Raw genomic sequence first — 14,976 nt, 5'->3', positions numbered from 1 at the left:
TCAGTTCCCGGTGCCGTGGGCGGAGGGCTCCCGCCAGGGGTGGCGTGGACCGTGACCCGGTGGGGGGTCCAGAGGCGAGTCGTAGTTCTTGCCGTCGACGAGTGGGTGCGCGAGATCGACTCCGGCCGTGGCCATTCGGTCGTAGGCTGCGAGAACCAAATCCTTGGTGCGGTAGGTGCCGTACTTGGCGATCTCGTTGTTCTTCAGGCCGCCGCCGGAGTCGGATTGGAAAGTCTCGAGGATGTATTCAGTGTCGTCACGACCAATCCCATAGAGATGGAAGAAGTACGCATCCAACTCGGCTCGAATATTAGTTCGACGGTAGTCGTCCCATCGGAACGGCTGGCCGCCGTCGTCGAGATCCCGAGCCAGACCTTCCATGTCGTAGGCCGTGTAGACGAGTTCGAGAACACGCGGCGTGATGAACGTCGTGTGCGGCTTTAGCATTTCCGGGGTTGGGACCGGAAGCTGTTTCCAGATAAACAGTTTCATGTGGGCGTCGCTGATCTTCTGACGACTGACGAAATCGAAGACGAGAGAGCTCTGCGCGGCGATCAGTGCGGCGACAAGATTTGGCGCCACATGTGAGAACATCAACGGGAAAGTATGCATGACAGGCGTCCGCGGAATAAAGGCCGGGATGGCGGTTCGCTCATTTGTTGACGCTGTCACGTCGCACCACCCGCACAGCCATTCTCTTGTCCAGTGCACGTCATTCAGCCGCGGCTCCAGACCAAGTGCCTTGATCTCCCGCCCCTTCCGCTTGACGGGAATCCGTTCCTCTGCCGAGATCCAGTTCAGGGAAACAACGAAACGCCCAGGATCGAGGAGGTCACCGTCGTTCAAATACCGTGGTTGGTTTTGCCGGTTTACGGCGGTTGCACTCTTGACGACATCCGCGGCGCGGTGATTGAAAAAGTCAACCATCTTCGCCTCGTACACGGGCAGCATCCGCTGCTCCGCCCGCCAGAACGTACTACCGTCGAGCTCCCAGCCATCACGAATGAGGTCATCGCGCTCGTGCAGTAGATCGCCGTCGTTCGCATTTCTGAAGAGATACTTGAATTCGATGAGCCACGGATTTACGTTACCCATACTTTCGTCACGGAGGACTGGGAAACGTTGGTATATGGCGATCGTGAGATCTGCGTCGCGGCGGGATCGAAAGATTGGAATCGTGCCCGTATTGGGGCTCAGCAGGTCTATCTCCTTAGAGTCAAGCGGAAAGACCTTGTTGGCATCGTCGAGATTACTAGCATCCGCGAGAAAGAAGGCGAACTGCGCTGCAGCCTCATGAAGATTCCTGCCAAGCATTGAAAGTAGGCAAAACTTCTGACGAGAATCCACGCCAGGGAATATCTTCGCCCTATTCTCGAAATCATAAAGAGCGGCCAGAGACTCCCTTCTAGTAAAGTCGCCGAATAGGAACTGACCGCCAGCACTTGTAGCAATAGCCGTCGGAACGATGCACCCGAAGCGTCCACCAGGATCAACGACCGACGAAAACCGCTCCACAAACAACTGGTCGGCCTGAAGTTTTGTAACCCCGCCAGCGGTCAGGCTTTTCGCGCACAACGGAAATGTTCCTGAGCTTGCAGCGAACATGGATGTCGACTTCAGTCTCCGTCGCTCGCCTCGATACTGAACGGCAGCTTCCGGATTCTCCTGCTCCCACTCGGCGATGCGCCGTCCACGGGCCGTCCCTGAGAGCGCGGCAATCGAAGGCTCAATGCGGTCGAAGTACTTCTTATCCTCCCACTCGAGGCGTTCCCATGGCGGGTTGCCAAGCACGCAGGAGAAGCCACCAGCCCATCCTGTAACTGGATCGACGTCAACTCCGGTGTCATCGTCCCGCACGGTGAAGATCTCGGGATACTCCAAGTGCCAATGGAAGAACCGGTACCTGTCGCTCAGTCTCCTGATCTCGTCGTGGGTAGCTTTTGGCGCGGAATCCTCGTGCGGGTCCTGCAGGGCGAGGAAGACATCCTGTGTCACGGTCAGCGGCGCGTCGTGGGTTTTGTCCCAAAAGAAGGCGGCGCACCAAGCATCCGCGATATGGAGCGCATGCTGAAACTCTGCCGACGTTCCCCAAGCTGCGTAGGCAGCCTCTTGCTGCCGAACCTGCGCGAGATGTGCTGCGGGAGCGCGGGTAATACGCCTGACGTCGGATGCGAACGACGTATTACTGATCTTCGGCTCGCTGTGCAGGTCCCAAAGCCCGCCCTGACCCTCGTGCGCCTTCCGGTTGAGCACTTCCCAGGACTTCGATACCTTCGGATCGTCTCCTTCCACAGGCTTGAATGCCTCGTCTGGAATGCCCTTACGCAGAGATGCCGGTGTCGCACCTATCAGACCATTGCCGTGCTTTATGTGGGCGTCCAGGAAACCAAGGGCCACACCGGGTTCCATAGCTTCTAGCCACAGGGATACTTTCGCCAGGTCTACCGCCATGGGGTTGAGATCGACACCGTAGATGCACCGGCCGATGACCTCATGCAGAGCGTGCCGGACACTCGGCGGAGTTGGCTCTGGGTTGTTCTCACGTATGGCCGCCACTCGTTTCGCGATGCGACGCGCAGCGGCAACAAGGAAGTGGCCGGAACCGCACGCGGGATCACAAACCGTGATTGACAGAAGTTCGGCGACTATCGCGTCAGCCGGGTCGGTCTCACCTGCGGCTCGAGCCTTTTCAAGACCCCGCCGCTCGGCATCGTCAATGACCGGGTCAAGTGTGGCATCGAGCAGCGGCTCGATGAGAGTGGTTGGCGTATAGAACGATCCGGTCTTCTTGCGGTCGTTACCCAGCCGGTTGACCAATTCGAAGGTGCCGTCGGCAGTACGCTGCGGCACCAACTCCAGCAACGATTCATACACCGAGCCGAGTTCCTCGGCGTCCATATTGCGGTAATCGACGGGACGCCAGCGTCGGGTGTCCGCATCCCACACCCGCGCCAAGGCGCGCACCGCATCCAGCAGATACTGGTTCGACATGACCAAGCCGTGCAGGGGACGGTCGGCCGGGCGATCGTCGAAGAGGCCGCCCAGGCCCGGCAATCCGAGTTCGGGTCGGCCGTTTTCGTCGCCGAGTGCGTCGAAGGTTATCGACAGGGCACGGTACAGGTCGGTGTGGGCGGTGCCGCGCCGATTGCGTGCCTGTTCCCGCAGGCGTTCGGTGGAGAAGTAGCGCCGGTACCGTTCGCGCGCTTGGGGTGTGGCGTCGGGGGTGTGCAGTAGGTCGCGATCTTCGATGACGAACAGGAAGATCAGGCGGTATACCTGACGCAGCAGTGCCGTGCGCAGCGTCTCATTGTCGACCGCGCGCAGCGCCTCGTCGTTCTCCGGACGTTTGAGAAATCCGGTGCCGAGCACGACGATTGCCGCCTGTACACCTTCCCGGTACTGGTCCAGCGCTCGCACCCCGGTCTCGATGGCCTTGAGACGCCACTTCTCCAGCCAGCACGCTGAGGCGGGGTCACCCTCTTGGACAGCGAAGCGCGAAACATGCAGCAGCCGGAACAACAGCACGAAATCGCTGAACAGCTCACCGTCGAAGATGGCTTCGAGATCGAACTCGACGTAGGCGGCGGTGGCGAATGAGCTGGAGTCCCGCAGCAATCGGAGCTGGCGGCCATTGGTGAGGATGCCCCACAGCTGGGACTTGGAGCGGTTCAAGCACTCCTGCACCAGCGATTGCGCGGGCACTGAGCCGGTGCCGGTTTTCTTGTCCAGCTTGGAATTCCACGTGACGAGGTGGATCGGGACGTGGTTCCAGTGGTGGCTGATGGCGAAGGGCTTCTCACCATCGTCCGATGTGATGCCGGCCGGGCCGACGGCGGAGAGCTTGCCGAAGCCCAGTTCGACGAAAAGCGGCTCGAGCCATTGTGTGACCGCGATGCCTCGCGGGTCGGCGGACGCTTCCTCGTCTCGGGTGGTGGGCAGTTCCTTGCGCAGTTCGCGCCACGCGGATTTAAGGTAGTCCCAATGACGTTCGGCTTCGTCGCGCACCGATTGCACGCCGACGACGCCGTAGTCGGCGGGTTTGCAGCCGTCGACATCCTTGCCGCCGGCGATACGCTCCAGCATTTCCATCGGGATCAGGCCGCCGACGGACTGCACCGCCGAGAATGCCCGTTCTCGTCCGCTCGCCATCAGGCTTGTCCCTCCATCGGGGCCGGAAGATAGACATAGACACCGAGAATGTCGGCGCCCGGCTGCGCCTTGACCTCGACGCCGCCGATGATCTCGCCGTAGGCGGAGCGGACCCGTCGATGCGAATCTCGCAAGTGCTCAGCCAGTTCCACGCCCCGGTCATCGAGATAGGAGCCAACTTTTTCGGGGAGGCCGTCGAGGATGCGGGTCATGGTGCGTTCCCCGAGCAGCGGATCGGTATTGAGGGCGGCCTCCGCAGACAGCAGAGCGAGGGCCGCGTCGGTGGACAGCCAGGCCGTCTCGGCGGGTGCGCCTTCGAAGCCGAACACTCGAGTGTCCTCGGCCACCAATTCTCTGCTGCCGCTTCGGGATCGCAGTGACAGGTGGAATCGATAGCGGACCACCAGCACGGTGGTGCGGATGGTGACGGCGGCGGTGCGAATGACGCCGCAGCGCCGGGCGGGGCGGCGGGTGTCGTCCGCGGTCTCCTCGAGGGCCGAGTTGAGCACGTAGGTGGCCAGTGCCGCCACCACGGGGTCGGTGCGCACCAATGCCGCTTCGCCACGGGTGACCGCCGCGCCGACACGGAATGGCAGTGCCTTGCCGTTGGACACGATCCCCGACCCGACCGCGGCGTCGAGGGCGTCGCGCACGCCGAGCGGGCAGTTGGACAGATCCGCTGTGAAACCGCCTGTCCCGTCATTCCGGAGGACCGCGCCCAACAGGGTCAGCGCGGTACGCACGAACGCGCTGACTTCACCCGGGTCGCCGAGCGCGTCCCGGGTGACGGCCACTTCGCGGGCCACCTCGTCGAGATGGATGGCGTTTTGGGCGAACCGGGAACGGGAGGCCTTCTCCCGCTCGGCGGTCGAGATCCATTCGCGCTCCAGCTCATCGGCTTTCGCTTCGACCTCGCCCAATAGTTCGTCGATGCCGAACAAGCCCTCCTGCTGCCGATCCTCCCCGCGCATCAGCACCCATTCCCAGATGGCGTCGCTGACGGCGGCCGACTGTTCGTCGGGCACGGACACCGAAATGCCGAGGGAATCACGGATGCGGCGGTGCTTCTGGATGAGCACCTCGAGGACTTTGCCGTCGATACCGTTGTCGCTGCCGTACATGGTGATGACCTTGACCTGGTCGCGGCGCTGTCCGTACCGGTCGACGCGACCTTCCCGCTGGTCGTGCCGGGTCGGGTTCCAGGCCAGGTCGTAGTGCACGACGGCGTCGAAGGCGTTCTGGAGGTTGACACCCTCGGACAGGCAGTCGGTCGCGACCAGCACCCGGCGGGCGGCCGGATCGTCGCGGGTCAGATCCGCCAACTCCTCGATACGCTGAATGCGCTGCTGTGGGGACAACGTTCCGGTAACCGCCCGGACATGCGTGTTCTTGCCGAGCTTGAGGTCCAGATACTCCGCCACGTATTCGGCGGTTGGGATGAAACGGCAGAACACGATGGGATGGTAGCCCTCCTTCAACAGGGCTTTCACATGCTTGATGAGGACGTCGAGCTTGCGATCGGCCTTCGGGCCTTCCAGCTTCTCGGCGCGGTCGGCGAGTTCGGCGAGCCGGTTGACCGTCGCGTCGATGGCCGCGCCCGGAGCGACATCCATACCTTCCAGCGCATCGGCGTCGACGTGGTCGCGTGCTCCGGGTGCCCCGAGTTCATCGGCCTCTTCGGCGGTTGCCGCGAGCACTGCGGCCGAGCGGGTGCGCAGGGTCTGTGCTGCGGCGCGCGGCGAGGAGACCAGCGACCGCAGCAGCGCGATAGCCGACCACCACGCGATACGGGCCTCGCGTTTGCCGTGCTCACCGGCCGAGACGACCCGGTCCCGGGCGTAGGCGATGGCGTCGTCGAGCAGGGCGCGGTACTCGGGCGACAACCGGTAGGGCTCATTGAGGATGAGCCGATCGGATGGAAACTCGGTTTCCTCGTCCAGGTACTTGCGTATGTCGGCCCGGCGACGCTGAACCAGGTGCTGGGCCAACAGGATTCGACCTGGCCCCTTGGTGATGTCGAGGGTGGCGAAATCAGGCCGGAGCAGTCCGAGCAGATTCCGGAACGTGGATTCCTTGCCGCTGTGCGGAGTCGCGGTCACCAGCACCAGATGCCGGTCGGTGCGGGCGATTCTGTCCAGGAGTTCGAAGCGCAGCTGGCGTTCCCGGGCGCCAGTCTCGTCGGAGGCTACACAGGTGTGTGCTTCGTCGACGATCACCAGATCCGGGCAGTGCTCGACGAATTCGTCGCGGTGGCGGGTGGATTTGATGAAGTCTGTCGACACCACCACGTGCTGATACTTCTGGAACAGCGATTGGCCCAGTTCGAGTCCGCGTTCCAGGCGTGGCACCGTCGACGACAGCACCAGTTCGGCGTCGAGCCCGAATTTGCTGCGCAACTCGTCCTGCCACTGTTCGGCCAGGGCGGGTGAACAGAGCACGGCGATCCGCCGTGCGTCGCCCTGGGCGAGAAGTTCCGCGGCGATCAACCCGGCCTCGACGGTTTTGCCGATTCCCACATCGTCGGCGATCAGCAGGCGCACCGTGGACTGTCGCAGTGCCATCAGCAGCGGCACCACCTGATAGGGCCGCGGTTCCACCGCGATTCCCGCGAGTGAGCGGAACGGTCCTGCGCCGGAACGGAATCCGAGGCGCAGTGCGGTACGCAGCAGTCCGGCCGCGTGCGCGTCACCCAGGTCGGACGCCTTGGGGGGTCGGAATGCGGCGCTGGTGACCGTCTCGAATCCCGGGAAGGCGGCGGCGATTTCATCGTCCGCTCCACCGAGCGGACGTAGCACGAGCATGTCGGCTTCGGATTCGGGCAGCACCACCCAATCCCGCCCCCGCGCCGACACCAGCGATCCGACTACGAAGTTGTGTGTCATCAGCCCTTGACTCCAAAGTAGCGGGGGTACTTCCGGACGACCTCGTCCCAGTCGTCGTCATATCGGACGCGAACCACATCCCAGCCCAGATCGAACAGACGCTCCTCGGCCTGCCCGTCACGTTCCGCGATCGAGGCATGGTCGTGCACCGGACCGTCGATGAAGACGGCGACATTACCTCCGGGCAGGAAGTAGATGAAGTCCGGGCGGGCGAAGGCCCCCGGCACCACTACCTGTGCGTCATCAGGGAGCCGAAATCCGTTGTCCTTCAAATATTTCGCGAACTCTTCCTCCAGGATGGAGTCCGCACGGCGCACCAGGCGGCGCTGTTGTTCGGTGCGGGACTCCCCCGGTCCGGTGGACCGGGTCTCGGTGTCCTCCGCGGCCAGACGCCTCAGCAGGTCACGCGCCGCATGCCGATCGATCTCGGCGTGATAGGGCTGATTGCCGTAGGTGAGCAGGCAGTCGTAACAACCTCGCGCACAAGCACCTTCGGTGCCCGGGCCGCGTAGATCGTTGCCGTCGGCGTCGAAGTGGCAGATCTGCATGGCTTCCCGGGCAGCGTCGCGCAAAGCATGCGTTTCCGCTTCCAAGCGGCGCAGGACACCCGCGCCGCCCTCCGCCGCTTCGGTGAACAGGATGCGGTTACGCGGTCCGCTGTCCGGCGGAAGCAGTTCGGATTCCAGTTCGGAATCCTCCAGCTCGAATCGCGCCTCGATACCCCGCTCCAGCGCGAACATCACCGACAGCGCGACCGACCGTTCCACCGGCTCGGCCAAGGTCAGCACCACGATATTGCGGCTGTCCTCGACGTACGGCAGGACGCGCTTCTTGTGCCGTTTGTCGCTGTCGGCGACCCGCAGCTCCGAGGTGTCGCCGGCGGCGTCGGCGGCGTCGGCTTCGTTCATCCAGCTACCGTCGGCAGGGTCGAGCCAATAGCCGTACGGCTCATCCTCTTTCGCACGCAATCGGCCGACATTGGTGATTCGGACCGTCGCGGAGTCACCGTAGGACACCGTGGCGATTCGCTGGTCATCGTCGACTACCAGCGCGTCTCGGCGGCCCGGTCGCGACCCGTGCCGGTTGAATCGGTACGAGGTCATCAGTCGGAATCCGGCCCGGCGACGCTCTTCCTCGTCGGAGGTGATGCGCTCACGCAGCTTGGTGTACACGGTGTGCAGCTTGAGCAGCCCGGTGGTCTCCTCGGGCAGGGGCGCATTGCACATTTCGCAGCGATCGGCGAGATCCTCGGCCGGATGGTGGTAGCCACAGCTCGTGCAGCGTTTGGCGGAACTGGTCACCACATCGGTGCCCGTTCCAGACTCGAGCTGAATCCGGTCCACCTGATAGCGAGCGCCCTCGTGGTAGATCAGTGCGCCGGGACCGAATTCGCGGATGGCGACGAAGCGGGACCGTTGCAGGTAGTCGCCGTCCCCGAAGCCGCGACCGGAGGGGATGTAGGCCGCCAGCGGCAGGCGAGGGAACGAATAGCCGGGCAGGAAACCCTCGCTGGCCAGGTACCGGTACGGGTTGAAGTCCGACAGCACCGACTTGCTTTCGGGGCCTTCGTTCTTCAGCAGATCCAGGCGCGTCTCCGCTTCCTTGCGGCGGCTGGCCGCCAGTTGCCGGTCACGTTCGGTGAGGGTGTGGTCGAGGCGGCGGCGGTTCTGTTCGGCCTGGTCGATCAACGCGGCCCGGTACAGGATCCGCCATCGGCCGAAAGCATCGTCGAACTTCGCCTGGGCATGTTCGATGCACTTCTTCAACCACTGATCGTCCCACCATGTCGTCTCCGCGGAGAATGTCGATAGCAGCTCCCCGAACGCGGTCCGCGCGGCTCGCAGACTGCGCTCCCCAACGTCTCGGCGCACGATCTTCTCGACTACATGATCGTGCAGCGGCAGGGTTGGGTCCGGCTGACGAGCGTCCTCGTCGTAGCCGATATCGATCACGTTCGGAATCGCCCGGCCCAATGCCAAGCCGGTCTCAGCCAGCCAGATGGCTTGAATGTGTGACCGGACCAGATCTTCGTTGGCCAGATCCAGTCGCGGTGGCTGCACTTTGCCCGCCACCATCCGTTCGGAACGCCGGAAGTAGTAGTGGTCGTGGCTGTTGCCGTTGGCGCAGTAGGTGACCACCAGCGCTGGCTGCCCTTGACGGCCTGCACGGCCGCTGCGTTGCACGTAGTTCGCCGGCGTCGGCGGCACATTGCGCATCAGCACGGCATTGAGCGATGCGATGTCGACGCCGAGCTCCATTGTCGGCGAACAGTACATAACCGGAAGTTCCGCGCTGCGGAAGTCCTTTTCTCGCTGTTTGCGTTTTCCGGGGTCGATCTGGGCAGTGTGTTCGAGGGCGCGCAAACCGGCCAATTCGATGGCGGTCTCCTGGTACAGCCGCCGGAAGAACTGGTTGACCCGTGGTCCGTCACCACTGGCGTAGGTGCGGTTCACCGGGTCGTGGACACCGGACTTCCCGGGGCCCGCGCGCCACACCATCGCGGCCGATGCGACACGGTAGCCGACACGGGCAGATTCGCGACGATACCGTGCGCGGCCGGTGCGCGTCGGCTCCACCGTCACCTCGGTGACCAGTCCGGCACCTGCCATAACCGTCAGCAGGTCTCCGATCACGACCTGCAGGTTGTCCGACTTCAGATGAGGAAAATGCTTGCGGCGCAAGTATTTCGCGAACTTGCCGCGTCCGGACAGGAACAGGCCGGAACGGTCCATGCCTGGTTTCGAACCCTGCGGATACGCGGTGCCGATCCGGGGCCGATCACTGTCGGACAAGGCCCAGTTGTCGCGCAGCCGCTCCGCACTGGCGCTCTTGAGGCTGTCGAAGTCGTCGCGGAAGTGCTGGACGTCGATGGCCAGGCCCCAGCGCATCTGGTCGAGCAGTACGCGCATGATCTCGGCGCGTTGATCACCGGGTGCGTCGCGCAGCGGTGCGCAGGCTCTGCTCCACCGATCCTGTTGGGCTGCGGTCCATTCCACATCGGGGTAGTCGATGCGCAGCAAACCGGACTGTTCGAGATTGGGCATCGTCACCCGCCAGCCGCGCTCCAAATCCAGATAGAGGCGGAAAGCGACGGTGTCACGCAAGGTGCGGGCGGCGTTGCGCGCCAAGGCCGGAGCCGGATCCGGGACCCTGACGTAATCGGCGGGTTTCAGGCCCAGTGCGTTGGTCACCCGGGTGGCAAGTTCCTCGTGCTGAAGGCCTTCGGCTCCGGCTTCCACCAGTGCGTGGTAAAGGGCGCCGCGCAATTGGGCGACTTGCACGAAGTCGTTGAAATGGCCCGCCTGCAACGCGGCATCCTGCCGGTTGTCGACGAACGACAGCAGTTTCCGCGCCTCCTTGTCGAGCGCGGTGGCGGGCACCGCATTCAGTGCCCGCACGATCGACGCCGACACCAGTGACGTCGCGGACGACCGTGCTTCCTGGTCCAGTGACGCCAGGCGGGCGAAGTCACGGCCCCGAGTCTGCTCGTAGCTGACTCCACAATGCAGACAGAACAGGAAGGGCGATGGAATGAACACCGCGTGCAGCTCACCCGCATCTTCCGTCCCGAACGGATCGACGGTGACCGGGCGGGGCAAGCGCGGCAGGTACGACTTGCGTACCGTTTCCTCACCATTCTTGTCCGGTTCGAGCCACGATTCGGGCAGCCGCCGTTTCTCGATCGCCTCGGCCACAGTGCGCGGCCAGGACTGCTCCGGATCGATGTACAGATGGCCATCGGTGCGGTCGCCGCCCGTCGCATCGATGTTCTTGCGCGGTTCGTACACGTACCCGCCGTCACGCCGGGTACGGAATACCGCCAAATACTCCTGACCACATTCACGGCAGAAAGCCAACGGCAGGAAGATCTTTCCGGTTCCGGGCTCCTGGAGCTGATAGTCCCGCGTCATCGACCGCGAACGCGGGTCCTCGAGGGTGACATACACCGTGTCCCCCTTGGACAGGAACTGATGCAGCCGGAACGCGAACAGCGGCCGTCCGGTCACCGGGTGGTTCACCTGTGCCCCGGCCTCGAGCGTCTCGCGAATCGCATAGGCGCACCGCTCGGCGGGAACGCCGCTGTCCCGCGCCAATCGCTCTGCCGCGGTCTCAATCTTTGCGGGTTGCTGCCGAACCACGCGCCCGGATTCCTGCTCCTCGTCCAGACCGAAGTACGACTCGATCCAGCGGGCGAGCGGATCCTGGGCGAGGCCCGCGTAGTCACGCGGCGCGGCGGTGGAGAGGCGTTCGGCTGAAACGGTTTGCGGCGCGGGGTCCGTGGCGCGCACCAATGTTTCACCGATCACGCGTTCAGGCGCGATATTCGTGCCGAACAACGTGGACGCCACATCCGCCACCACCTGACGCTGGTCCTCGAAGGAGCCTTCGGTCGACATGGTGGCCGAGGTACCGATGCACTGGAGACCGTCGGCCTGGCACGCCTCACGGACACGTCGGATCAGCAACGCCACGTCCGCGCCCTGACGTCCTCGGTAGGTGTGCAGCTCGTCGAAGACGAGGAACTCGAGGCCCTTGGCCATCCGGATCAGCGACTTCCGCTCTTCCGGGCGGGTCAGCATCAGTTCCAGCATGACGTAGTTGGTCAGCAGAATGTCGGGCGGATTGTCGCGGATCTTCTCCCGCTCGACCTCGTCCTCCTGACCGGTGTAGCGGGCATAGGTCACCCGTTCCCCGCCTTCGCCATAGCCGTCGGTCAGGTATTTCTTCAGCTCTTCCCGCTGACTGTTGGCCAGGGCGTTCATGGGGTAAACAATGATCGCGCGCACCCGCTTGTCGGTGTCGGCGGCGTCTCGAACCCGCAACACGCGATCGACGATCGGGACGATGTAAGACAGGGATTTTCCCGAACCGGTGCCGGTGGTGAGTACATAGGACTCACCGGACTGGGCGGCTTCGATCGCCTCACGCTGGTGCTGGTGCAATGTGAGGGGAGTTCCATCGCAGACAGTGCCGCCAGCGGTCTTGTCCCGCTGGAAGATTCGCGCGCATTCCGCATGCAGTACGCCCGCACCCGCCAATTCGAGCATGTGGCCGCCGGAGGCGAAGAACGGGTTGAGCGAAATCCATGGGTCGGGCCACTGCGACTTGGCCTCCATGTCCTTGCGGACGAATTCCTTGACATCGGGGTCACGAATTATCAAACCGCCTTCATTGAAGGCTCGGTAATCATCGATCAATCGGCGGTGCAGGTTGAAGACATCCATGCCGATGCCGGGCGTCGGCTCGGACGCTTCGGCATTCCGATCCGGAATGCCAACCGGCGCAACCGGTTCCGCTGTCAACGCGGCGCAGTAGGGGATCGGGTCGAACTCGTGCCAGCCGGGTACTTCGTCGTGGCCGACGACAAAGGAAAGGAGAGCCTCGACGACGGTGCGTGCATCTTCGGGACGGTCGGCAGGGTCCTTGCTGAGCAGCTGCTCGATGAGGCGGAGTAATCCGGAAGGGACGTCCGAGCGTTGCGGGCCGATCGGCGGCACTGGATCGTTGATGTGTTTCTGGGAGAGCTCATACGCCGAGACCGCGTGGAACGGCGGCACACCGGTGATCATCTCGTAGAGCACGCAGCCCAGCGCATACAAGTCGGCCGCCGGTGTCACCGTCCGTTCGGCGCGGCATTGCTCGGGAGCCATATAGCGCGCGGTCCCGACTGCCACGCCGGTGCTGGTCAGGCGATCGTCGACGTCGCCGATGATGCGGCCCATCCCGAAGTCCAGGACCTTCACCGCGCCCCCGCGCACGAGCATCACATTGGCGGGTTTCAGGTCTCGATGCACGACGTCCGCGTCATGTGCGGCGGCGAGTCCCGCGGCGATCTGGGCTCCGATGGCGGCGGTCCAGCTGATCGGTAGCGGGCTCTGCTCGTCGATCAGTTCCTTGAGCGTCTGACCGTCCAGGAATTCCATGGCGAGATAGGGGATTCCGGTCTCGTCGACACCGCCGTCGACGGTTCGCACGAGGTTGGGATGCACCAGCTTGCGCATGATGCGGATCTCGCGATCGAACCTGTCGAAGAGCTTGAGATCGGCATCGGAATCGAAGCTCTGGCCGTACCGGTTCCGCCGGATCAGCTTCACCGCGACGGGCGCACCATCGCCGGCTTGCGCATCCTCGGCGCGGTATACCTCACCCATATTGCCGCGGCCGATCGGGCCGATCAGGCGGAATCGTCCCGCGATTACCATCGAGCTCATCGGATCTCCTCGTTGGCGACAGGCTTGAGGTTTCCACTGGTAAGGCCATCGTGCGCCAGATGCGCAGCTTGGTCTGCGATCTTCGACAGGCGTTCGGCGGCCTTCTGTACCGCCTCGAGTCTGCGGAACAGCGCACCGTATGCCCGTTGCGTGTCCATATCGAGGTGGGGTACCTTCGCCGCCTTTGGGTCGAGGCGGTAGCTGCCACTGGCCGAGGTACTTCGGCGAGCGTTCGACGGACTGCGGACGAATCCGCTCAAGAAGTCCCCATCGACCTGATCCGTATGCGATATCAGAGTCTTCTCACCGGCTGATACCAGCCCATGGCGAATCAGCTCGCCCACATCAAGTGCCGTTGCTCGATCCCACCCGGATGCCGCGGACAGGTCCGGCAACGCATCTGCCAATTCGCTCAGCAACCGGTCGAATTCCGCTCGCGCCGAGGCATATTGGGCCCCAATGTCCCCACCATGCGGAACAACATACCGGGAGGGTGTCAAATCCACATCGTCATCGAGCAGAGCAACCGGCGGCACCGCCACCGCACGGTCCCACGCCGAGGCCATATCGATGTCGCCATCCTCGTCGGACAGGTCCAGCATCCGTACCCCGGCATTGGACGGAGTGCGGCGCAGGATCCACACGTGGATCGGCAATGCGTTGCCCGCCACCGCACCAGCAGGCAGCTGAATGATCGCTTCCACATAGCCGCCCCGAACCATCTCCGCACGAATTCTCTTACCGGAACGGCGATATGCCGCCGCCGACGGGAGTGCGACTATGGCACGGCCACCGGGTTCGGCGTGAGCGAAGCAGTGTTGCAACCACGCGAGCTCACCTTCGGACTTCGGAGGTATACCGAATTCCCAACGGGTATCGACCAGTAGATCGTCACGTCCCCAATCGGTCAGAGTTCTAGGAGGATCGCAAACGACCACTTGGGCCTTAGAACCCGCGAATCGGTCGTCTCTCAAGGAGTCTCCGGTCTCGGCGCGAAGAGAGAGGTGCGTGAGCGCGGCACGGTGAATCAGCAGCTCGACTGCAGATCGACGCGAATCCTGTCCGATCCGTTCAGTATCGCGTGAGCCGACGGCGAGTAGCAAGTCACCTTGTCCGCATGCGGGATCGAATACCGACACAACCTCCTCACCGGCCAGCTGCGAGATCACGCTGACCAGCAAGGGCGTGGAGACGAACTCACCGCTGCCACGCCCTACGGAACCGACGTACCGCGCGCCGAGATTCGACAACAGTTCGGAAGCGCCACGATCCGCACCCAGCCGTCGTACCAGCGCTCTGGCCGCAGTTGGCAAATCACTGGTCCCCGGCTCCTGTAGTTCCTTCGCCACGGCCGCGAAACCAGCGACCATATCGTCGGCGAACTGGGACCGCAGCTCTTGCCACAGCACGACCTCATCAGAGACATCCCTGCCTCGACCTGTGCGTTTGAGCCAATCCCTCACCTCGGACAGCGAGAACAACGGCGCAGCGACCGTCCCTTCGCTCCGGTTGGGAAAGTCCGGGTATCGCCGTCTCCAGTTGGAAACGGCGGCCCGCGTCACACCCGCGAGTTGAGAGATCTCCACCAGCGAGACCAAGGACTCTTCCGCTGCCGTCACGACCATGACTGTATCCACTCCGTTAGCGCAAGGTCAAAAAAACATTGTGTTGACTACGTTAACACGCTACCGTCTCGGTTACGGTACAAACAGGTGGCAGGTGGTGCCGTGGGA

The 14,976-nt window shown here is 63.4% G+C and carries 4 protein-coding genes; all 4 read right to left on the bottom strand.

The genetic code is table 11. The features are described 5' to 3' along the window. Genes T333_RS16595 through T333_RS16580 form a run of 4 tightly spaced genes read right to left on the bottom strand, consistent with a single transcriptional unit; the run spans position 1 to position 14,862 of the window. The gene (locus T333_RS16595) at positions 1-4,149 is read right to left on the bottom strand and encodes an Eco57I restriction-modification methylase domain-containing protein (protein ID WP_496425008.1); all 4,149 of its coding nucleotides are present in this window, start codon (positions 4,147-4,149) and stop codon (positions 1-3) included. Next, the gene (locus T333_RS16590; RefSeq protein ID WP_496425007.1) at positions 4,149-7,031 is read right to left on the bottom strand and encodes a DUF8741 domain-containing protein; all 2,883 of its coding nucleotides are present in this window, start codon (positions 7,029-7,031) and stop codon (positions 4,149-4,151) included. The genes T333_RS16595 and T333_RS16590 overlap by 1 nt, the downstream gene beginning before the upstream one ends. Further along, positions 7,031-13,243, bottom strand: coding sequence for a protein kinase domain-containing protein (locus T333_RS16585; RefSeq protein WP_496425006.1), 6,213 nt, complete (start codon positions 13,241-13,243; stop codon positions 7,031-7,033). Before T333_RS16585 ends, T333_RS16590 begins: the two co-directional genes overlap by 1 nt. After that, on the bottom strand, positions 13,240-14,862 hold the full coding sequence (locus T333_RS16580) for an N-6 DNA methylase (protein WP_496425005.1): 1,623 nt from the start codon (positions 14,860-14,862) through the stop codon (positions 13,240-13,242). Before T333_RS16580 ends, T333_RS16585 begins: the two co-directional genes overlap by 4 nt. Between the last annotated feature and the right edge of the window lie 114 nt (positions 14,863-14,976).

It is taken from the genome of Nocardia sp. CNS-044 (assembly GCF_059570515.1).
This window is presented reverse-complemented; position numbering and strand designations above follow the sequence as displayed.

Coding starts and splice junctions, on each gene's coding strand:
- T333_RS16595 (WP_496425008.1), bottom strand. CDS start 4,149: ATGGCGAGCGGACGAGAACGGGCATTCTCGGCGGTGCAGTCCGTCGGC.
- T333_RS16590 (WP_496425007.1), bottom strand. CDS start 7,031: ATGACACACAACTTCGTAGTCGGATCGCTGGTGTCGGCGCGGGGGCGG.
- T333_RS16585 (WP_496425006.1), bottom strand. CDS start 13,243: ATGAGCTCGATGGTAATCGCGGGACGATTCCGCCTGATCGGCCCGATC.